Genomic DNA, 21,398 nt, shown 5'->3' on the forward strand with positions numbered 1-21,398 from the left:
TCTATGATTTAGAGATAGTCACCAACCGTCGACACCGTCATGCGAGCACTCTGGGACATCACCCCCGCCGTCGATACCACCACGCCCGTCTGGCCGGGCGACACGCCGGTCGGCATCGAGCGCGTCTGGCGCATGGAGGCTGGCTCGCCGGTCAATGTCGCGCGTCTGACGATCTCGCCGCACACCGGCGCGCATACCGATGCGCCGCTGCACTACGACGCCGACGGCGCCGCGATCGGCAATGTGCCGCTCGACGCATATCTCGGTTTATGCAGAGTGATTGACTGTATCGGCGCGTCGCCTGTTGTGACGCCACAACATCTGGCCGGCTCGCTCGACGATTTGCCGCCGCGAGTCTTACTGCACACTTACAGAAAAGCGCCGACGCGCGAGTGGGATAGTGCGTTCTGCGCGGTCGCGCCCGAGACCGTCGACCTGCTCGCCGCGCGCGGCGTGACGCTGCTCGGCATCGACACGCCGTCGCTCGATCCGCAGGAATCGAAGACGATGGACGCTCATCACCGCATTCGCGCGCACCGGATGGCGATTCTCGAGGGCATCGTGCTCGACGCGGTCGAACCCGGCGACTACGAACTGATCGCGCTGCCGCTGAAGCTGACCACGCTCGACGCGAGCCCGGTGCGCGCGGTGCTGCGTGCACTGCCCGGCTCGCGCTCAGCCACGCTCCCCGGCGAGCGATCAACCCGACAACCCAACCCATCGAACCACTATGAACCATCGTGATGAAGCCGTGGCGCTCGACAGCGCCGAACCGCTCGCAGCGCTGCGTGACCAGTTCGCGCTGTCGCCGACGACCATCTATCTCGACGGCAACTCGCTCGGCGTGCCGCCGGCCGCCGCCGCGCAGCGCGCGCAGACCGTGATCGCCGCCGAATGGGGCGAAGGACTGATCCGCAGCTGGAACAATGCCGGCTGGTTCGCGCTGCCGCGCCGACTCGGCAACAAGCTCGCGCCGCTGATCGGCGCGGCCGAAGACGAAGTCGTGATTACCGACACGATCTCGATCAACCTGTTCAAGCTGCTGTCGGCCGCCGTGCGGCTCGCCAATGCGCGCGATCCGAAGCGTCGCGTGATCGTGTCCGAGCGCTCGAACTTCCCGAGCGATCTGTATATCGCGCAGGGCCTGATCGAGCAGCTCGATCGCGGCTATGAGCTGCGCCTCGTCGACGATCCGTCCGAACTGCCCGACGCGATCGGCGAGGACACCGCGATCGCGATGATCACGCACGTGAACTACCGCACCGGCTACATGCACGACATGGCCGCGCTGACGAAGCTGATTCACGACAGGGGCGCGCTCGCGCTGTGGGATCTCGCGCATTCGGCGGGCGCGGTGCCGGTCGATCTGAACGGCGTCGGTGCCGACTACGCGGTCGGCTGCACGTACAAGTATCTGAACGGCGGTCCCGGTTCGCCCGCGTTCGTGTGGGTGCCCAGACGTCACCAGAACGAGTTTGCGCAGCCGCTGTCGGGCTGGTGGGGGCATCGCGCGCCGTTCGAGATGAACCCGACGTATCAGCCCGACAACGGCGTGGGCCGCTACCTGTGCGGCACGCAGCCGATGGTGTCGATGGCGCTCGTCGAATGCGGGCTCGACGTGTTCCTGCAAACGTCTATGCAGGCGGTCCGCCAGAAGTCGCTCGCGCTGACCGATCTGTTCATCGAACTCGTCGAGACACGTTGCAGCGAATTTCCACTGAAGCTCGTGACGCCGCGTGAGCATGCGCAGCGCGGCTCGCACGCGAGCTTCGAACATCCGCACGGCTACGAGGTGATGCAGGCGCTGATCTCGCACGGCGTGATCGGCGACTATCGCGAGCCGCACGTGCTGCGCTTCGGCTTCACGCCGCTGTACACGCGCTTCGTTGACGTATGGGACGCCGTCGAAATCTTGCGCGACGTGCTCACCCGCGAGGCCTGGCGGGCCCCTGAATTCGCCCAGCGCGGCGCCGTTACCTGAGGACGACAGAATGACCGATCACATGCACACGCCGGGCTTGCCAGAAGAACCGGCGGCACAAGGCTGCCCGTTCGGGCACGGACGGACGGCGTCGGCGCCGTCTGCGAGCGCGGCCGACAGCGGCTGGCACGACGCGCAGCTCGACTTCTCGGAGTCGATGAGCTACGGCGATTATCTGTCGCTCGGCACGGTGCTGGACGCGCAGCATCCGTTGTCGCCGGATCACAACGAGATGCTGTTCATCATCCAGCATCAGACGAGCGAGCTATGGATGAAGCTCGCGCTGTACGAACTGCGCGCGGCGCTCGCGGCCGTGCATCGCGACGACCTGCCGCCCGCGTTCAAGATGCTTGCGCGCGTGTCGCGAATCATGGAGCAGCTGGTGCAGGCGTGGAGCGTGCTCGCGACAATGACGCCGTCCGAATACACGGCGATGCGGCCGTACCTCGGCAGTTCGTCGGGCTTTCAGTCGTATCAGTACCGGCAGATCGAATTCCTGCTCGGTAACAAGAACGAGCAGATGCTGAAGCCGCACGAGCATCGCGCCGACGTGTACGCGCAAGTGAAGGCATCACTCGAAGCGCCGTCGTTCTACGACGAAGTGGTGAGGCTGCTCGCGCGCCGCGGCTTCAGGATTTCGCCCGCGCGGCTCGAACGCGACTGGACGAAGCCGACCGAACATGATTCATCGGTCGAAGCGGCGTGGCTCGAGGTGTATCGCAATCCGTCCGAGTATTGGGATCTGTACGAGATGGCCGAGGAACTCGTCGATCTGGAGGATGCGTTTCGCCAGTGGCGCTTCCGCCACGTGACGACGGTCGAGCGCATCATCGGCTTCAAGCAGGGCACCGGCGGCACGAGCGGCGCGCAGTATCTGCGCAAGATGCTCGACGTGGTGCTGTTTCCCGAGCTGTGGCACGTGCGGACGATGCTGTAACGGTTAGCGCGTGTAAGGCACTTCCCGGGCAAACCTGGCATCCTGGCGGGGAACAAAGAGCAAGCCATCACTACTTGCAGTGATGCAGAACAGGCCTCGTGCATCGGGCTACGGAAAATTCGGAGTCGTCCGAATCTTGAGAGACCGTCCGCACGGCAGCATCGGAACCCCATAAAAACATCAGAGGGTTCGATATGCCCGGTGCCGATAACACCGAAGGAGTGAAGGTTGTACTAAGTGCTCCGCAACTCGCGGCAGTGCTATCCCGCCAGTCGATCAGCCAGACGGAGACGCTTTCCAACCGGCTTTGGGGCGGGTTACAGGTCATCGGCGGCGTGCTGGAAATGGTTGGTGCGGGTGCGCTGTGCGTTTTGCCGGAACCGACGATGGCGAGCAAAGCCGGCTGTGTCGTGTTCGGAGTACATGGCTCCGACTCGGCGGCGGCTGGCTTGCGGCAGGTCTGGACTGGTCAGGACACGGCCACGCTGACCCAGCAGGGCACGACGAAACTCGCTGAAGCGATGAAGGCGAGCCCTGACATGGCGAACAATATCGGCCTGTCGCTCGATATCGCCGTGCCATTCGGCTTTGCCGGCTCGATCAGGGCGGCACGCGCTGCGCGCGTCACGATGGGCCGGATCAAGCTGGACATGCATGAGGCGAAGGCGGGCAGCTCGATTGGCGGACATACGCTTTTGAAACATGTCGGTCGGACTGAAGCGCAGTTGCGGGAAAGACTCAGGCTGGAGCCGACAAAACGCGTAGTATCGTCTTTCGTAAATCTCGAGGAGGCGGAGTGGGCTATATCGGAAACGATGCGCGCAAATGCCTTGCTGATTAACGCATGGACAAAAGCACCGAGGGAGCCTCTTAGGCTGAAGAAGGACGTCGGAAGAAAAGTGGGTTACGCACTGGTCAGAAAGACCGACACGTTGGTGGATAGCAGTAAAGTATGGGTTGTCTTGAAATACGAAACGTATAACGGGATGCCGTACTACATTCTCACAGCCATGCTCAGTGACTGATTTCGAATGAATACCGATACATGAGCTACGACAATCTAGATCAATTGATCGGAGTCTACTTCAATGAAGATTCCGACTACTGGGGAGACACAATTGAAGCGTTGGTTCGCGCTTGTGTAAGCAGATGCACGCCAGAAATGATTAACGCGAAGGTGGACGACATAGACCGGTTCAAGAGAGATCACGCTGGAAATCTGGACGCTGCGTTCGAGGAGGAATTCGGCAGGCAGTTCGATCCGACGCTGTGGGGTCACACCACCGAGTCTTTTCTTGACGAGCTTAAGCGTCTCCTTCTAAGTGAGTAAGCCTGTGCTTCTTCCCACCAGACGTCCCTATGCCGTCTGATATGGTTTCCGTCTACCTTCATTTCACCTGGCAACCGACAGTGCCCGCCCCCCCCCGCTAGCGCACGGTGCAGCCTCCGTCGATCGGCAGACACACGCCGCTGAACATCGACGACGCGTCGCTCAGCGTTGATTCCGCATGGACAGCGATCTATGAGATACGAAAATTTGTATCAATTGATTTGTGGCCGCTTCCATGAAGATTTCGACTTGTTCGGAAACACAATTGAGGAAGTGGTTTTGTCTTTTACATGCGAATGCACACCGGAAGAGATTAACGCGACGGTGGCCGAGATAGACCGATTCAAGAGCGACCATGCTGAAAATCTTGACGCTGCCTTTGAGGAGAATTTTGGCTACCAGTGCGATCCGACGGCGTGGGAGCAGTCCACTGAGGCTTTTCTCGACAAACTTAGGCGTCTTCTCCTGAGCGAGTAGCCTGATTTTCCTCGCACCGGACGGCCCCCCGTCAGTTAGTAGGGCTTCCGTGAACTGATTTCGAGTGAATATCGATATATGAGATACGACAATCTGGATCAATTGATCCTTGGCTACTTCAATGAAGATTTCGACTACTGGGGAAACACAATTGAAGAGTTGGTCCGGGCTTGTGCAAGCGGATGCACGCCAGACATGATCAACGCGACGGTGGCCGACATAGACCGGTTCAAGAGCGATCATGCTGGAAATCTTGACGCGGCCTTCGAGGAGGAATTTGGCTACCAGTGCGATCCGACGGCGTGGGAGCAGACCACTGAGGCTTTTCTCGACAAACTTAAGCGTCTTCTTCTGAGTGAGTAGCACGCACTTCCTCCCACCGGACGGCCCCACACCATCGGGTAGGGCCTCCGCGTACTTCCATTTCACCCGGCAACCGGCAGTGCCTGACACCCGCTAGCGCGCCGTATAACCACCATCGATCGGCAAACACACCCCGCTAATCATCGACGCCGCGTCGCTCAACAGAAACAGAATCGGCGCGGCGACTTCCGCCGATTCGGCAAAGCGCCTGAGCGGAATCGCCTGCAAAGCGGGATCGCGTTTGACAGGATCGCTCCACGCCAGCACCGCCATCGGCGTCAGCGTGACCGTCGGGTTCACGCTGTTCACGCGAATTCCGTGCGGCCCCAGCTCGATGCACAACGCGCGCGTGATCGCATCGAGCGCGGCCTTCGACGCCGAATAGCTCAGATGATCGTCGAGGGCGACGAGCGCGGCCTGGCTCGACACGTTGACGATGCTGCCCGCGCGCCCCGCGTCGAGCATGCCACGCGCGACGTGCTTCGCGACCAGCACCGCCCCGCGCGCATTCACCGCCATCACGCGATCGAAGCTTGCGGCCGTCGTTTCCACCGCGCGTTCGAGCAACGCGATGCCCGCGCAATTCACCAGACCGTCGAACGGTTCGAGCGAGGCCATTGCTTCGTCGATCGCGGCTTCGTCGCTGATGTCGAGCCTCAACGGCTCGGAGCCGGTTTCCTCGGCGAGCCGCGCGAGCTCGTTCACGTTGCGCGCGGCCGCGACGACCGACGCGCCGCTCGCGCACAGCGCCTCGACCGTCGCGCGGCCGATGCCGCTGGAGGCGCCCGTCACCAGAATCGAGCGGCCGGAAAAATCGAAAGTAGCGTTCATGATGATTGCAAGCGATGCATGACCGGCTTCAACGCCGGATAGAGGTCCGTGTACACGCCGAAGCGCCCTTTGTATAGCGCCATGCGCCGTGCGTCGGGCTGCGCGCGCTCGATCAGCGTGACCCAGCCGCCTTGCGCCGCTTCGCGCGACACGAGGCCGACGCCGAGCGCGGCGAGCAGCGCGGCGCCCATCGCGGCTTCGACGTCCTGCTCAATCGTGTAGACCGGATAGCCGGTGACGTCGGCGATGATCTGCATCCACAGGTCCGAATGCGCGGCGCCGCCGACCACGATCAGCTTGTCGTCGAGCGATTGCGCGCCTTTGCGCCCCGCCTCGATGTTGTGCTTCAGCGCGAACGACACGCCTTCGAGCACCGCGCGATACAGATGCGCGCGCGTATGAAACAGCGACAGCCCGACGAACGCGCCGCTCGCTTTCGCATCCCACACCGGGCTGCGCTCGCCCATCAGATACGGCAGGAACAGCACGCCGTCGGCGCCGGCCGGCACTTGCGCGGCGCTCTCTTCGAGTAGCCGATGCGGATCGCCATGCGGTGTCGCGCGCGCGGCCTCGATCTCCGCGTGACAGAACTGCTCGCGATACCAGGTGACCGACGCGCCCGCGGTAATCGCACCGCCGAATACGTAGATGTCGTGCTGCCCGTTGAAAACGTGCGGCATGCTGATCAAACCGTGCCGTGCGTCGACACGCTGATTGATGTAACCCCAGCACATGCTGGTGCCGATCATCGCGACGTGCTGCCCCGCGCGCGTGACGCCGGCCGCGAACGTCGCCATCGCCGCATCGACGCCACCCGCGACGATCGCGGTGCCCGCGTCGAGCCCGAGCTGCGCGGTCCATTGCGACAACAGCCCGCCCACCACCTCCGACGATTCGACCAGCCGCTCCGGCATCATCGTCGCGGGAATGCCGAGCATGTCGAGCGCTTCGTCCGACCAGTCGCGCCGCGCGATATCGTAGACGCCGCCGATATTGCCGGCCGAGCTGTGATCGACGGCGACCTCGCCGGTCAGCATGTAGATCACGTATGCGTTCGGCGGCAAAAAATAGCGCGTATGCGCCCACACGTCCGGCTCGTTCTCGCGCAGCCACAGCATCTTCGTATAACCGTAGTAGCTGTCCACCCCGTTGCCGGTGATCGTATAGAGCCGTTCGAGATCGACGTTCTCGCGCACCCAGTCGACCTGCGCGGTCGCGCGCCGGTCCATCCAGATCAGGCACGGCGCGAGCGGCCGCATGTCGTTGTCGACCGCAATGCCCGAGCCGCCGTACAGGCTACTCACGCACAGCGCCTTGATCGCGCCCGGCGCGATGCCGGCCGCCTTCGCCTCGCCGACGCACGCGGCCACGCATTCGACCACGGCCTTCAGCCACACCGCGGGCCACTGCTCGGCCCACAATGGCTTCGGCGTATCGGGCTGATAGCTCGACGCATGCTGCGCGACGATCGCGCCGTGCTCGTCGACCAGCAGCGCCTTCGTGCTCTGCGTGCCGATATCGACGCCGATGACGTAGTTCATAGAGTCTCCGTTGAAACGCCGCGCCCCAGATTCACGCGCGCGGCTTCATCAGCACCTTGATCGAATCGAGCGAGTTCGCGATCCTGATCGCTTCGTCCCATTCTTCCAACGAAAAGCCGTGCGTGACGATGCCCTTCGACGTAACGAGTCCGCGCGCGAGCAGATCGATTGCGATCGGATAGCAATAGGGCCCGAGATGCGCGCCGCGCACGTCGAGTTCCTTGCGATCGCCGATCACCGACCAGTCGAGCGTCGTATCCGCGCCGAACACCGAGAATTCGACGAAGCGCCCGAGCTTGCGGATCAGGTCCATCCCCTGATTCACCCCAATCGGCGCACCCGTCGTTTCGATATAGACGTCGCAACCGTAGCCGTCCGTCAGTGAACGGATGATCGCGAGCGCGTCGTCCTTCCGAGGATTGATCGTCACGTCCGCGCCATATTCGCGCGCGAGTGCGAGCCGTTCTTCGACCAGATCGATCACGACGAGCTGCTTCGGCGTCTTCAGATGCGCGACCTGCGTCATCATCAGACCGAGCGGCCCCGCGCCCGCGATCACGACCACGTCGTCGAGTTGCAGATCGCCGCGATTGACCGTGTGAATCGCACACGCGAGCGGCTCGATGATCGCGGCGTCTTCGAGCGAGATGCCGTCGGGAATCTTGTGGATGATCGCGGTCGGCGGAATGCGCATGTACTCGGCCATGCCGCCGTCCGCCACCTCGCGCTGAAAGCCGAAGATGTTGTGCACTTCGCACATCCAGTACTGGCCGGACTTGCAATAGCGGCACTTGCCGCACGGCACGATCTGCTCGGCGATCACGCGCTCGCCCTTCTGCACGCCGAAATGCTCGGCCGCGCCTTCGCCCAGTTCCTCGACATAGCCGAAGAACTCGTGGCCCGGAATCACCGGCGCCTTGACCCATGGGCTCGGGCCGCCCCAGAACATCTTCGCGCCCGAATGGCATTTGCAGTCGCTCGCGCAGATGCCGCACGCGGCGATGCGGATCACGAGTTCGTGCGCGCGCGCGCGTGGTTTCTGAACCTGCTCGACGCGATAGTCTTTCGGTGCATGACAGACGATGGCGGTCATGTTCCGCTGGTCGGATTGAGTCGTCATTGCATGATCCTGCGAAAAGAGGGATGTGGGGAAGCGAGCGTTACTTTCTGCGCTCGCGGCTGATATAGATCGCGAGCAGAATGATTCCGCCCTTGATCACGTTCTGCACGTACGGATTCACGCCGACCATGTTCAGGCCGTTATTCAGGACGCCGAGTAACAGCGCGCCGATCAGCGTGCCGATGATCGAGCCGCGCCCACCGGAGATCGACGTACCGCCCATCACGACGGCGGCGATCGCGTCGAGTTCGAAACCGACGCCCGCGTTCGGCTGGCCGCTCATCAGGCGCGCGGTCAGCACGATCGCGGCGAACGCGGACGTCAAACCCGCGATCGTGTAGACGACCAGCTTCACGCGCGCCACACGCACGCCGGACAATCGCGTCGCCTGCTCGTTACCGCCGATCGCATACACATAGCGGCCAAACGGCATCCGTTCGAGCAGCACCCACGCGATCAGATAGATCACCGCCATGATCACGACCGGCGCCTGGACGCCGAGAATCTTGCCGCTGCCGAAGAAGCTGACCCAGTCGGGCAGACCGTCGATCGGGTAGCCGCCCGTGTAGATCAGTGCGAGGCCGCGCGCGATACCCATCGTCGCGAGTGTGACGATGATCGGCGGCATGCCGGCGAACGCGACGAAAAAGCCGTTGGCCGCGCCGAAGCCGAGACCGACCGCGAGGCCGACCGCAAGCGCGGCCACCCCATTCATGCCGGCGACCATCAGCCCGGCCGACAGCGTGCCCGAAAGCGCCATCACCGAGCCGACCGACAGATCGATGCCGCCCGTCAGGATCACGCAGGTCATGCCGACCGCGATGATCGCGTTGATCGACACCTGGCGCAGCACGTTCTCGATGTTCGCGGCCGACAGAAAGCTGTCGCTCGCGAACACCATCACGATGCAGACGACCAGCAGGCCGATGAACGGATAGAACAGTGTCGAGCGTTTCAGCGCGGCCCACGTGAAGCGCACCGGCGCGCCCGGCGTGTCGCGGTTGACACTCGATGTTTTCGGCGAAGAGAAAGGATTAGGCATGTTCATGAGAGGCTCCAGCCGAACCGGCGGTCGCATAGGTCATCACGGCATTCGATTCGATCGCGTCGCCTTCGAGCAGCGCTTCGATGCGGCCCTGCCGGAATACGGCGACGCGGTCGCACATGCCGACGATCTCCGGCAACTCGGACGAGATCATGATGATCGAGTAGCCGCGCGCGGTCAGTTCGCGCATCAGCAGATAGATTTCGGCCTTCGCGCCGACGTCGATGCCGCGTGTCGGTTCGTCGAAGATCAGGATGTTGGTGTGGTGATTGAGCCAGCGCGCGATCACGACCTTCTGCTGATTGCCGCCCGACAGCGTCGCGACTTCGGTGTGCATGGTTGGGGCCTTCACGCCGACCCGCTTCATGATGTCGGCGGTCGCGCGCGCTTCGCTACGTTGGTCGATGAAGAAACGTAGCGACCGGTACTTGCCGAGGTTGTTGATCGAGATGTTCTGCTTGATCGAGAACTCGGTAATGAGCCCTTCGGTCTTGCGGCTCTCGGGCAGAATGCCGACGCCCGCGCGCAGCGCATCGGCCGGGTCGGCGAGCTTCGCGGCCGCGCCGTTGACGCGAATTTCCTTCGCGTACGCACGGTCCGCGCCGATCACCGCGAGCGCGGTCTCGGTGCGCCCCGAACCGACGAGTCCCGCGAAGCCGAGAATCTCGCCCTCGCGCAGCGTGAAGCTCAGCTCGGGGCTGTCTTTGAACAGCTGCAAGCGCGCGACGTCGAGCACGACCTTCGCGCCGGCGCGCGGCGTCGGCTTCGGCGGAAAACTGCTTTCGATGCGGCGTCCCACCATCATCTGCACGAGCCGGCTCACGTCGGATTGCGCGACCTCGGCCGTGCCGACGTACTGGCCGTCGCGCAGCACCGTGATGCGGTCGCACACCTCGAAAATCTCTTCGAGGTGGTGCGAGATGAAGATCATCGCGACGCCCTGCTGCTTCAGCTCGCGCATGATCGTGAACAAATGCGCGGCCTCGGCGGGCGTCAGCGTCGCGGTCGGTTCGTCGAGAATCAGCACGCGCGCATCGAGCGACAACGCCTTGCCGATTTCGACGAACTGCTGCTGCGCTACCGACAGTTCCCGGATCGCCACCGACAGATCGATCGCTACGCCAAGCCGCTCAAAAATCCGCGCCGCCGCGCGCCGCATGCTGCCGCGTTCGAGCAGACCGAAGCGATTGCGCAATTCACGGCCGAGAAACATGTTCTCCACCGCGTTCAGATACGGAATCAGGCTGAACTCCTGAAACACGATAGCGACGCCCGCGGCCACCGCGTCGTGATAGTTCGCGAAGTGGCGTTGCTCGCCGTCGAGCGTGATCGTGCCTTCGTCCGGCTGGTAGATACCGCATAGAATCTTCATCAGCGTCGACTTGCCCGCGCCGTTCTCGCCGAGCAGCGCGTGAATCTCGCCGCGCGCGATCTCGAGGTGAATGCCTTGCAGCGCCTTCACGCCGGGAAAGCTCTTGCTGATGTTGTCGAGCTTCAGAATCGTGTCCATCGCATGTTCCTGTGCCGCGCGCCGCCGCGCATGATCCGCACGCGCGGCAGCCTGCGCTTGCGTTACCAGCTGAAGCCCTTGGCGTTGCTCTTGTCGATCATCTTCACGTCGACCGGAATCGCTTTCGGCACATTGGCGCCCCACTTCTTCGCGAGCGCGATGCCGAGCGCGATGCGCACCTGGTCGGCCGGGAATTGCGCGGACGTCTCGACGAATTTCGAATTCGGTTTCTGGATCGCGGCGATCGCTTCCGGTGCGCCGTCGACGCTCGTCAGCTTGATGTCCTTGCCCGACGATTCGATCGCCGACAGCGCGCCCATCGAGCCGCCGTCGTTCACGCTGAACACGCCCTTCAGATTCGGATGCGCCTGGATCATGTTCTCGGTGACGGACAATGCGGTCGCGCGTTCCTGCTTGCCGTTCTGCGTATCGACGAGCTTCACGCCCGGCGACTTCGCGAGCGCCGCCTTGCAGCCGCGCACGCGTTCGAGAATCGGCACGACCGGAATGCCGTCGAGAATCGCCACTTCGCCGCTGCCGCCGATCGACTTCGCGAGGTACTCGCACGCCATCACGCCCGCGTCGTAGTTCTTCGAGCCGACGAACGAATCGACCGGACCGTTCGCGTTCGCATCGACCGCGACCACGACGACGCCCGCCTTCTTCGCCGACGTGACCGCCGACTGGATGCCGGTCGAGTCGGTCGGATTGACGAGCAGGATGTCGATCTTCTTTTGCAGCATGTCTTCGACGTCGCTGACCTGCTTGCTGACGTCGTGATGCGCGTCGGTGACGACGACCGTCGCGCCGGTCGACGCGGCCGCGTCGTTCAGCGCTTTCTGCATCGTCACGAAGTACGGGTTGTTCAGTTCCTGGAACGTCATGCCGATTTTGAGCGGCGCGGCCTGCGCGGTCTGCGCTGCCGACACAGCGACTAGCGACAAACCGAACGCGAGCGCGGCGACACGGCGCGCGAACATCATCGAAGGGTTGAGCGAAAGAGTAGACGGCTTCATGGTTGTCTCCATTTTTTGAAGTGAGCACGCCCCCTCGCGCTGTGGGCGCACAGCGCGATCGATGCGTGTTGAAACGCGAGTGGAATAAAGCTGTGAACTACCGGATGGGCACTACGTGACCGGGTACGCGACGCCGCTACGCGACAAGCCCGGCGCGAGCACGATCGCCGGCGCGTTGTCGATGCCCCTGCCATGCGCGGCCGCTTGCTCGGAAGCATCGCGGCTCGCATCGTTCAGTTGCTGATAACGGCGAAACGTCGACGGCGCCATGCCCTTCATCGCTAGAAACTGCCGGTTGAAATTCGACAGGTTGTTGAAGCCCGCCTTGAAGCAGATGTCGGTCACGCTCAGTTCGCCGTCGGTCAGCAACTGGCACGCGAGATTGATGCGCATGCGGTTCACGTACTGCACGAACGGCAGCCCGGTATGGCGGCGGAAATAACGCGAAAACGCGCTGACGCTCTGGCCGGCGAGTTGCGCAAGCTCCGACTCGCGCAACTCGTTCGCGAAGTTCTTGCCGATATACGCGAGCACGTGATTGATGCGGGTCGCCGCGAAGCTGGTCGGATCGGCCTGATAAGCGGGACTCGCGAGCGTATCGCGATCCGGCGCGTTGATCAGGATCTCGAGCATCGACATGAACAGCACGAGCCGGCGCAGCCCGCGCGCCGCGAGCAGTTCGAGAAAGAGCGGCTTGATCTGCGCGGATGTCTCCAGACCGAACGACAGGCCGCGACGCGCATCGGCGAGCAGCGCCTCGACCTGACGCCACTCCGGAAAACTCTCGAGACAGTTCGATACGAACTCCTGGCCGAATTGCACGACCAGATTGCGCTGCGCGACGCTCTCGCCTTCGGGCACGTCGCTGACCCAGTTGTGCGGCAGGTTCGGCCCCATCAGCACGAGGTTGCCGGGCGCGAAGCTGCCGATGTGATCGCCGACGAACATCTTGCCGGTCGTCGCGACGATCAGATGGATTTCGTACTCCGGATGAAAGTGCCAGCGCACCGTGCGATACGGATAGCCATGCGACCACACTTTGAACGATTCGTCGTGGCGTACGGCCACGATTTCGAGATCAGGTTGCACTGTCTGCCTCCATGAAGCGGCGCGCGGGAGGCGCCGCCGATCTTGATCTTGTAAAGCGAAAAGTAACCGCCAAACGCGTTGGCGACCACTTTAAAAGAAACCGCGGACCGATACTTTTTTGTATTCGGATTAGCCCCGACGCGTGCGCGGTCAAATTTGATGCAATGCAATATGAGTGGTGCGATTCGTTTTCTCGCCGCGCTCGTCGCTCCCGCCGGCGCATCGCCCATGCCGCGCTGCGCCATCAAAAGCCCGCCCCCTTGCCTTGACTTTCGTTTCTCCGGGTACGATCATTCGCTCACATACAGAGCAAATGCTCTGCACGCACAGAACGCGCGCCGCGAGCGCCGCGGACAAGTTTTTGGAGACACAACATGAACAGCGGGCAAGGCAGCGGCGCGGCCGCACACGTGATCCTGCACATCGGCGCGGGATCGTTTCATCGCGCGCATCAGGCGTGGTATCTGCACCGGCTGAACGAAGCGGGCACGGCCGGCGAGCCGCGCTGGTCGCTGAGCGTGGGCAATATCCGCGGCGACATGAACCCGGTGCTCGAAGCGCTCGCCGCGCAGAACGGCGTCTACACGCTCGAAACCGTCACGCCGCAAGGCGAGCGCGCCTACGAGACGATCCGCTCGATCGAGCGCGTGCTGCCGTGGAGCGAAAGCCTCGACGGACTGATCGAAGCGGGCGCCGATCCGGCTTGCAAGATCATCGCGTTCACCGTGACCGAAGGCGGCTATTACCTCGACGAACACGACCGGCTCGACACCGCGAATGCCGATCTCGCCGCCGACCTCGCCGGCGGCCACACGACGATCTACGGCGCGCTCGCGGCGATTCTCGACGCGCGCGCGAAGCGCGGCGCGGGACCCGTCACGCTGCAGACCTGCGACAACCTGCGCAGCAACGGCGAGCGCTTTCATGCGGGCATGAGCGAGTTTCTCGAACGACGCGGCGCGAACGAACTCGCGCAATGGTTCGACGACAACACGTCATGCCCGTGTTCGATGGTCGATCGCATCACGCCGCGTCCGACGCCCGACGTGCGCGAGCGCGTGAAGGCCGCGACCGGCGTCGACGACGCGAGTCCGGTGATGGGCGAGGCGTTCATCCAGTGGGTGATCGAAGACCGCTTCATCGCGGGACGGCCGGCCTGGGAGAAGGTCGGCGCGGAACTCGTCGATTCGGTGCTGCCGTACGAGGAAGCGAAGATCCGCATTCTCAACGCGACGCATAGCTGCATCGCGTGGGCGGGCACGCTGGTCGGCCTGAACTACATCCACGAAGGCACGCTCGACGCCGACATCCGCCAGTTCGCGTACGACTACGTGACCGAGGACGTGATCCCGTGTCTGACACCGAGTCCGCTCGATCTCGAACGCTATCGCGACGTCGTGCTCGAGCGCTTCAGCAACCCGCATATCCTCGACACGAACCAGCGCGTCGCCGCCGATGGCTTCTCGAAGTTGCCCGGCTTCATCGCGCCGACACTCGCCGAATGCTTCGAGCGCGGCGTCACGCCGGCGGCGAGCGCGATGCTGCCCGCGTTGTTCTTCCGCTTTCTGGAACGCTGGCACACGGGCAAGCTGCCCTACGCGTATCAGGACGGCGTGATGGAAGCGCGCGTCGCGCACGCCTTTTTCACGGCGCCCGATCCGCTGCGCGCGTTCGCGGCCGACCGGCTGCTGTGGGGCGGCATGGCGCAGACGCCCGAGCTCGAAGCGGCGCTCGCGGGCGCGCTCGCGCGGGTCGACGCATGGCTCGCCGAACGCGGCGCGACTAGCCAGGCTTAATGCGCATGACAGCGCGCGCGATGAACCGCTAAAGTAGCGCATCCCCAACGACGAAGGTTTCGCTCCCATGTACCTAGGCATCGACCTCGGCACGTCCGAAGTGAAAGTTCTGCTGCTCGCCTCGGACGGCCGCGTGATCGGCACCGCAGGCTCGCCGTTCACCGTTTCGCGTCCGCACCAGCGCTGGGCCGAGCAGAATCCCGAAGACTGGTGGGCCGGCACGCGCACGGCGCTCGCCGCGTTGCGCGCGCGTCATCCCGACGAATTCGCGCAGATTCGCGGCATCGGCCTGTCGGGGCAGATGCACGGCGCGGTGCTGCTCGACGCGGAAAACCGCGTGCTGCGGCCCGCGATCCTGTGGAACGACATGCGCAGTGACAAGGAGTGCGCGGAGCTGACCGAGCGCGCGCCGGAACTGCACAGCGTCGCCGGCAATCTGGCGATGCCCGGTTTCACGGCGCCGAAGCTGCTGTGGGTCGCGCGTCACGAGCCGGAGATTTTCGCGAGGACTGCCTGCGTGCTGCTGCCGAAAGACTATCTGCGCCTGCAACTGACGGGCGGCAAGGTGTCCGATCCATCGGACGCGGCCGGCACATTGTGGCTCGACGTCGCGAAACGCGATTGGTCCGATTCGCTACTCGCTGCCTGCAACATGACGCGCGCGCAGATGCCGGCGCTGCGCGAAGGCAGCGCGCCGGCCGGCACGCTGCTGCCGGAACTCGCGCGCGAATTCGGCCTGCGCGACGACGTGATCGTCGCGGCCGGCGGCGGCGACAACGCGACCAGCGCGATCGGCATCGGCGCGACGCAACCGGGCGACGGCTTCGTGTCGTTGGGCACCTCGGGCGTGCTGTGCGTGGTCGGCGACAGCTTCCGCCCGAACCCGGCCTCCGCCGTGCACGCGTTCTGTCATGCGATCCCGGACCGCTGGCATCAGATGAGCGTGGTGCTGTCGGCGGCGAGCTGTTTGCGCTGGGTCTGCAAGCTGACGTCGACCGACGAGCCGACGCTGCTCGCCGAAATCGAGGCGCTGCCCGCCGAGGCCTTGACCACCGCGCCGCTCTTTTTGCCGTATCTGTCGGGCGAGCGCACGCCGCACAACGACCCCTATGCGCAAGGCGTATTCTTCGGCATGACTCACGCAACCGACCGCGCGCTGCTCGGCTACGCGGTGCTCGAAGGCGTGACGCTCGCGCTGACCGACGGCCTCGACGCGCTGCGCGCGGCCGGCACCGAGGCGAAGGTGTTGTCGCTGCTCGGCGGCGGCGCACGCAGCGACTACTGGGCCCAGTTGCTCGCCGATGCGCTCGACACCGTCACCGTCAAGCACGGCGGCGGCGAAACCGGCGCGGCGCTCGGCGCGGCGCGTCTCGGCTGGCTCGCCGCCGGTGGCGAGCCGGCCACCGTGCTGACCAAGCCGCCTGTCGAAAAGGAGTTCACGCCGAATCCGCGCCGCCACGCGCAATTGCGCACGCGGCTCGAAGCGTATCGCGCGCTGTATCGCCACGTACGGCCGCTGTTCGATCCCGCGCGCGCACCGCTCGCCTGAGCGTCAACCGCGGCCGGCCCGCGCGACAGACGCGCCGCCGGCCGCTATCATCGGCGCACTTCAACCGAAACCTCATCGTGCCCAGGTCCACAGAAAAACTCGATCTCGCCACACGCGCCGCGTGGCTTTATTACGTCGCGGGCAATACCCAGAACGAAATCGCCGAGAAGTTGCAGGTATCGCGGCCGGTCGCGCAGCGGCTCGTCGCGTTCGCGGTCGAAAAGAACCTGATCCGCGTGCGGGTCGATCACAAGCTCGCTGATTGCCTGTCGCTCGCCGATCAGCTGTCGAAGCGCTATGGCCTCAGCATGTGCGAGATCGTGCCGATCGACGGCGATACCTCCGAGGAAGTCGACCGTAAGCTCGCGGTGGCCGGCGCGCAGGTGATGGAGCGCTATCTGAGCGAGGAAAAGCCGATGGTCGTCGCGGTCAGCAGCGGCCGCACGCTGAAGGCCGCGGTCGATCAGATCGCGCAGCTAGACCGTCCGCAGCATCGGCTGGTATCGATGGTCGGCGCGATCGCGCAGGACGGCTCCTCGAACCGCTACGACGTCGCGCTGCACATTTCCGAAAAGACCGGGGGCAAGCATTTTCTGCTGCCCGCGCCGCTGCTCGCCGACAGCGAGGCCGAGCGCGCGCAGTGGTGCAATCACCGTCTGTACCGGATCGTCGAATCGCTGTCGGCGCAGGCCGATGTCGCGTTCGTCGGCATCGGCAACATTGGGATGACCTGTCCGTTGCACGAGGACGGCTTCATCACGGAAGGCGAGGTGAACGAGTTGATGCACAACGGCGCGGTCGCCGAAATGCTCGGCCTGCCGATCGATGCGGCCGGCGCGCACGTCGAATCGCCGACTGGCCGACGCGTGACGAGCATCGCGCTCGACACGCCGCCGCGCCGGCCGACCATCGGCTTCGCGGGCGGGCAGCGCAAGCGCGAGGCGCTGATCGCGGTGCTCAAGGGGGGATGGTTGTCGGGGCTCGTTACCGACGAGGTGTGCGCGCGGGCGGCGTTGGAGGCGTGAAACGGTGCCCGCAGAAGAAGCGGGCGCGATTGGTGTAGACGCGCCGTAAGTTGGCGTAGCCGAGAGTCTTACTCGCTCGGGATCTGCTTCAACTCCATAAGAAGCGAGGCGGTCGTGTGACCTCACAGGTCTGGCGAACAATCTTGGCCGTAAGCCTCCTCAAATGCCTCGTCCAGGTCTGGATGTTCGCCCTTGAATCGCTCTATCTCGGACAGCATCCTTTCATGCGCGTCCACAGGCGTCCCCTGTTTGTAGCATTCAACGACCTCCGCGAGTGTGTCTCCTGAAAGGTCGTAATCCTGATTGAGGTAGGCTCCGAAGAAATGACCAAGCTCTGGATAAGTTGACTAGTTTCATGACTTAACTGAAGACGTCAAATTAATCTTCATCTTCAAGCCAGATACAGAAATATCGCCCATCCCCACTACTTATAACAATACCTGAGTCAAAGGTCGAGCCCGTAAGACCATTCCACGAATCCGATGATGGTGATTCCTTGTTTGAAAAATACCTACTTTCTTTTGATTCATTTTCAGAAATTATTTTTTCAGCAAGCTCTTCCGCTTTACTCCTGCCCATGCATTCACAATCATAAGCCTGCCCTTTCCATAGCAGGTTCGTGAGAATAGCAATGGCCCCGGCTCTATCATGGCGCACAAGCATCGCCTCATTTTGAGTCAGGCCGAATTTGGACAGTACCAGGGACAGGTCATTCGAATAGTCCAGTACATTGGAAATTCTAACCATCGTTGGGCCTCTCGCCGCGAGGATATCCGCGATTAAACTCATTTTCACTTCCCTAAATTAGGCATCCAGATAAGCGGTGAGAATATAGTATGGCATTCCATTGTATGCCTGATGTCGAAGAATAACAGTGACCTTGCTCGAACTTATCAAGTTTTCTGATTTTTTGAACAAGGTGTAGCCAACATTTTTCCCGACATCTTTCTTTAAAGCCAAATCTCGTGATGGTGAAGCAACCCACGACTTTATCGCAATGGCGTTCGCCTGCATCGTCTCCGAGATGGCCCATTCCGCCGCAGCAATATTCGCAAATGACGAGACCCGATCTCGCCACGGTTCCTTCAACAATCTCTCTGACAATTGTGTCTCAGTGCGCCCCACATGTTTCAGCAGCGTGTGCCCGCCAATCCCGCTGCCCGCCTTCGCTTCGTGCATCATCAAGTTGATCCGGCCCAATGTGATCTCGGACGCCCGCACCGCCTTGATCGATCCCGCCACGCCTGCCGACACTGCGATATCGAGCGACAGGCCGATATTGTTGGCCATGTCGGGGCTGGCCTTCATAGTTTCGGCCAGCTTCGCCGTACCGCGTTGGATCAGCGTGGAGGAATCTCGCCCGGTCCAAACCTGTCGCAGACCTGCTGCTGCGGTATCCGAGCCATGCACGCCAAACACAATGCACCCGGCCTTGCTTGCCATCGTCGGCTCTGGCAGCACGCATAACGCACCCGCGCCGACCATTTCCAATACTCCGCCGACAACCTGCAAACCGCCCCATAAACGGTTCGAAAGCATCTCAGTCTGGCTAATCGACTGACGAACCAGAACGGCCGCCATTTGCGGGGCGCTCAGTACGACGCGGACGCCGTCTGACTCATTCACCTGTGACATGCAAAAGTCCTCTCCATTCCTTTCGGACTCCCACGTTAACCGGTGGATGCATGGTCCCGCTATGGGCGAAGGATGATTCGGAGAAGAAGGCGCTGTTCGGCAGCCAATACCGGGTCGCGGCAGCTGCTATCGCTGATCGACAGTCAGACCGCGCGACGCGCGCAATTTCTGTCGCTCCGTTATGACGAAACAGTCACGGCGAGCGTAATGCTGCGGCTATTTCTGCTTGATGCAGAACAGCACCGCGCATCGGGCTACGGAAAATTCGGAGTTATCCGAATCTTGAGAGGCGGTCAGCAAAGCAGCATCGGAGTCCCATAAAAACATCCGGGCGTTTCACTATGCCCGGTGCCGATAGTGCCGCAGGAGTGGAGGTTGTACTGAGTGCTCCGCAACTCGTGGCCGTAATATCCCGCCAGTCGATCAGTGCTCTGGGCACATGGCTTCGACTCCGCAGCTGCGGGCCTGCGGCAAGGCTGGACTGGTCAGGACTGGAGGGAAAACGATGTCGCCCGAACGCTACCCGGCGATGTGCCGCATATTTCATGTGTATTTTGGTCAGGATTTTGACCTGTTTGGTGAAACCATTGCTGAAATCGTGGTTTGTTACAAGAAGGACAGTCCCAACACATATTCAAACCTGATTCATGAAATTAATTCGTTCATGGATGAGCACTCGACCGATCTGGATTCTGCGTTTGAAACGAACTATGGATCGGGTTTTGATCCGACGCTGTGGGGACATACCACCGAGTCGTTTCTTAACGAGCTTAAGCGTCTCATGAGCGAGTAACCTCGCTTTCCTCGCACCGGAGGGCTCCCCGCCGTCCGGCAGGTTTTCCGCGCTTTCATTTCAGCTGGCAACCCAAAGCGCCTAACGCCCTCTAGCGACAGCGCTTTGCGTGCGCCTCACGCACCGCCAAGGCGCGCCAACGCGCGTGCGGGCTCGCCGCCCGCCATCCTGAAAGCGCAAACCTTGCCCGCAACGGACGGCGCGTGCGCCGCCTGCTCCTGCAATGCGTCATCGCGCGATCAAGCCGCCAGCACCTCGACGATCTTGCGCTGGAACGCCTTACCTTCGCTGTCGAACAGATGGCAATGCTCGGGCGTCGCGCCCAGCTTCTGCGTATTGCCCTTCGCATGCCGTTCGAGCGGCGGAATCCGCGCGATCAAACCATCGGGCGCGACGCTCGACTCCGCGTACAGATACGCGGCATCGCCGAGCGATTCGACCGTCATCGTGCGTGCCTCGATACCATCCTCGGTCGTGCTGACGTGCAGATGCTCGGGGCGGATGCCGACCGTCACCTTGTCGCCCTGCTTGGCCGCGCCCGGCTCGACCAACACGCGCTGCGTCTCGCCGGTCTCGTAACGCACCGAGACGCCGTCATGCGACACCGACTGCACGACGCCTTCCATGAAGTTCATCTTCGGCGAGCCGATGAAGCCGGCGACGAAGCGGTTCGCCGGCGCGTGATACAGCATCGTCGGACTGCCGACCTGCTCCAGATTGCCCGCCGACAACACGACGATCTTGTCGGCCAAAGTCATCGCCTCGACCTGGTCGTGCGTCACGTAGATCATCGTCGTCTTCAGCTCGTCGTGCAGGCGTGCGAACTCGAGGCGCATCTTCACGCGCAGCGCGGCGTCGAGATTCGACAGCGGCTCGTCGAACAGAAACACCTTCGGCTTGCGCGTGATCGCGCGGCCGATCGCGACGCGCTGACGCTGCCCGCCCGACAGCTGCTTCGGCTTGCGATCGAGCAGATGGTCGATGTGCAGGATCTTCGCCGCGTTGCGCACGGCTGAGTCGATCTCCGGCTTCTTCGCGCCGGCAAGCTTCAGGCCGAACGCCATGTTGTCGTACAGCGTCATGTGCGGATACAGCGCGTACGACTGGAACACCATCGCGATGCCGCGCTTGGCCGGCGGCACGTCGTTCATGCGCACGGCGTCGATGTTCAGATCGCCGCCCGTGATGTCCTCGAGGCCCGCGATCATCCGCATCAGGGTCGATTTGCCGCAACCGCTCGGCCCGACGAACACGACGAACTCGCCATCGGCGATGTCGAGATTGATGTCGCGCATCACTTCGTTGTCGTCGTAGGCCTTTCTGATGTTGCGCAAGGTTACGCTTGCCATGATGTGTCTCC

Annotated in this window: 21 protein-coding genes and 1 pseudogene; 11 read left to right on the forward strand and 11 right to left on the reverse strand. The window is 62.8% G+C overall.

Annotated features, from left to right (window positions below; all coding sequences use genetic code 11):
• Positions 1 to 39: 39 nt before the first annotated feature.
• The 7 genes from kynB (at position 40) to F6X40_RS20395 (ending at position 5,088) form a co-directional block, all read left to right on the forward strand.
• Positions 40 to 744: an arylformamidase gene (gene kynB, locus F6X40_RS20365; RefSeq protein ID WP_187628995.1), complete on the forward strand. Its 705-nt coding sequence runs from the start codon at positions 40 to 42 to the stop codon at positions 742 to 744.
• Positions 731 to 1,981 (forward strand): kynureninase, encoded by a 1,251-nt coding sequence (gene kynU / locus F6X40_RS20370; RefSeq protein ID WP_187628996.1) that lies wholly within the window; start codon positions 731 to 733, stop codon positions 1,979 to 1,981. Before kynB ends, kynU begins: the two co-directional genes overlap by 14 nt.
• Before the next feature lie 10 nt (positions 1,982 to 1,991).
• Positions 1,992 to 2,918, forward strand: a complete 927-nt coding sequence (kynA, locus tag F6X40_RS20375) for a tryptophan 2,3-dioxygenase (RefSeq protein ID WP_187628997.1) — start codon at positions 1,992 to 1,994, stop codon at positions 2,916 to 2,918.
• Between the two features lie 194 nt (positions 2,919 to 3,112).
• Entirely contained in the window at positions 3,113 to 3,943 is an 831-nt protein-coding gene (locus F6X40_RS20380; RefSeq protein ID WP_187628998.1) for an RNase A-like domain-containing protein, read from the forward strand.
• Between the two features lie 20 nt (positions 3,944 to 3,963).
• Complete coding sequence (locus F6X40_RS20385) at positions 3,964 to 4,248, forward strand: contact-dependent growth inhibition system immunity protein (RefSeq protein ID WP_187628999.1); 285 nt, start codon at positions 3,964 to 3,966, stop codon at positions 4,246 to 4,248.
• Between the two features lie 192 nt (positions 4,249 to 4,440).
• Complete coding sequence (locus tag F6X40_RS20390) at positions 4,441 to 4,725, forward strand: contact-dependent growth inhibition system immunity protein (protein ID WP_187629000.1); 285 nt, start codon at positions 4,441 to 4,443, stop codon at positions 4,723 to 4,725.
• Between the two features lie 78 nt (positions 4,726 to 4,803).
• A complete protein-coding gene (locus F6X40_RS20395; RefSeq protein WP_187629001.1) occupies positions 4,804 to 5,088 on the forward strand; it encodes a contact-dependent growth inhibition system immunity protein in 285 nt (94 codons plus the stop codon).
• A 93-nt stretch (positions 5,089 to 5,181) separates the two neighbouring features.
• Here the strand turns inward: F6X40_RS20395 and F6X40_RS20400 are convergent, their stop codons facing one another.
• From F6X40_RS20400 to F6X40_RS20430, 7 genes are all read right to left on the reverse strand, one after another.
• Positions 5,182 to 5,919 (reverse strand): SDR family oxidoreductase, encoded by a 738-nt coding sequence (locus F6X40_RS20400; protein ID WP_187629002.1) that lies wholly within the window; start codon positions 5,917 to 5,919, stop codon positions 5,182 to 5,184.
• Positions 5,916 to 7,460, reverse strand: coding sequence for an FGGY-family carbohydrate kinase (locus F6X40_RS20405; RefSeq protein ID WP_187629003.1), 1,545 nt, complete (start codon positions 7,458 to 7,460; stop codon positions 5,916 to 5,918). Before F6X40_RS20405 ends, F6X40_RS20400 begins: the two co-directional genes overlap by 4 nt.
• Positions 7,461 to 7,491: 31 nt before the next feature.
• On the reverse strand, positions 7,492 to 8,580 hold the full coding sequence (locus tag F6X40_RS20410; protein WP_187629004.1) for an alcohol dehydrogenase catalytic domain-containing protein: 1,089 nt from the start codon (positions 8,578 to 8,580) through the stop codon (positions 7,492 to 7,494).
• 40 nt (positions 8,581 to 8,620) lie between these two features.
• A complete protein-coding gene (locus F6X40_RS20415) occupies positions 8,621 to 9,628 on the reverse strand; it encodes an ABC transporter permease (RefSeq protein ID WP_187629005.1) in 1,008 nt (335 codons plus the stop codon).
• Positions 9,615 to 11,135, reverse strand: coding sequence for a sugar ABC transporter ATP-binding protein (locus tag F6X40_RS20420; RefSeq protein ID WP_187629006.1), 1,521 nt, complete (start codon positions 11,133 to 11,135; stop codon positions 9,615 to 9,617). Before F6X40_RS20420 ends, F6X40_RS20415 begins: the two co-directional genes overlap by 14 nt.
• Before the next feature lie 62 nt (positions 11,136 to 11,197).
• The gene (locus F6X40_RS20425; protein ID WP_187629007.1) at positions 11,198 to 12,151 is read right to left on the reverse strand and encodes a substrate-binding domain-containing protein; all 954 of its coding nucleotides are present in this window, start codon (positions 12,149 to 12,151) and stop codon (positions 11,198 to 11,200) included.
• 111 nt (positions 12,152 to 12,262) lie between these two features.
• Entirely contained in the window at positions 12,263 to 13,240 is a 978-nt protein-coding gene (locus tag F6X40_RS20430) for an AraC family transcriptional regulator (protein ID WP_187629008.1), read from the reverse strand.
• Positions 13,241 to 13,614: 374 nt separating this feature from the next.
• Between F6X40_RS20430 and dalD the strand changes: the two genes are divergently transcribed.
• The 3 genes from dalD to F6X40_RS20445 all read left to right on the forward strand — a co-directional run bounded on the left by dalD (position 13,615) and on the right by F6X40_RS20445 (position 17,610).
• Positions 13,615 to 15,036 carry a D-arabinitol 4-dehydrogenase gene (dalD, locus tag F6X40_RS20435; RefSeq protein ID WP_187629009.1) on the forward strand — a complete coding sequence of 474 codons (1,422 nt, stop codon included), beginning with the start codon at positions 13,615 to 13,617 and terminating at the stop codon, positions 15,034 to 15,036.
• Positions 15,037 to 15,103: 67 nt separating this feature from the next.
• Positions 15,104 to 16,585, forward strand: coding sequence for a xylulokinase (gene xylB / locus F6X40_RS20440; RefSeq protein ID WP_090801671.1), 1,482 nt, complete (start codon positions 15,104 to 15,106; stop codon positions 16,583 to 16,585).
• A 77-nt stretch (positions 16,586 to 16,662) separates the two neighbouring features.
• Positions 16,663 to 17,610: a sugar-binding transcriptional regulator gene (locus tag F6X40_RS20445; RefSeq protein WP_184066452.1), complete on the forward strand. Its 948-nt coding sequence runs from the start codon at positions 16,663 to 16,665 to the stop codon at positions 17,608 to 17,610.
• 122 nt (positions 17,611 to 17,732) lie between these two features.
• Here F6X40_RS20445 and F6X40_RS20450 read toward each other — a convergent pair.
• The 3 genes and pseudogenes from F6X40_RS20450 to F6X40_RS20460 all read right to left on the reverse strand — a co-directional run.
• A pseudogene (locus F6X40_RS20450) lies at positions 17,733 to 17,939 on the reverse strand (contact-dependent growth inhibition system immunity protein); the annotation flags it as partial.
• A 49-nt stretch (positions 17,940 to 17,988) separates the two neighbouring features.
• Entirely contained in the window at positions 17,989 to 18,399 is a 411-nt protein-coding gene (locus F6X40_RS20455) for a hypothetical protein (RefSeq protein WP_187629010.1), read from the reverse strand.
• Between the two features lie 15 nt (positions 18,400 to 18,414).
• Positions 18,415 to 19,245, reverse strand: coding sequence for an RNase A-like domain-containing protein (locus F6X40_RS20460; RefSeq protein WP_187629011.1), 831 nt, complete (start codon positions 19,243 to 19,245; stop codon positions 18,415 to 18,417).
• A 439-nt stretch (positions 19,246 to 19,684) separates the two neighbouring features.
• Between F6X40_RS20460 and F6X40_RS20465 the strand changes: the two genes are divergently transcribed.
• Positions 19,685 to 20,038: a contact-dependent growth inhibition system immunity protein gene (locus F6X40_RS20465; protein WP_316251822.1), complete on the forward strand. Its 354-nt coding sequence runs from the start codon at positions 19,685 to 19,687 to the stop codon at positions 20,036 to 20,038.
• A 239-nt stretch (positions 20,039 to 20,277) separates the two neighbouring features.
• Here F6X40_RS20465 and F6X40_RS20470 read toward each other — a convergent pair whose 3' ends face one another.
• Positions 20,278 to 21,387: an ABC transporter ATP-binding protein gene (locus F6X40_RS20470; protein ID WP_187629012.1), complete on the reverse strand. Its 1,110-nt coding sequence runs from the start codon at positions 21,385 to 21,387 to the stop codon at positions 20,278 to 20,280.
• Positions 21,388 to 21,398 lie beyond the last annotated feature (11 nt).

The organism is Paraburkholderia sp. UCT31 (assembly GCF_014397655.1).
Lineage (GTDB): Bacteria > Pseudomonadota > Gammaproteobacteria > Burkholderiales > Burkholderiaceae > Paraburkholderia > Paraburkholderia tuberum.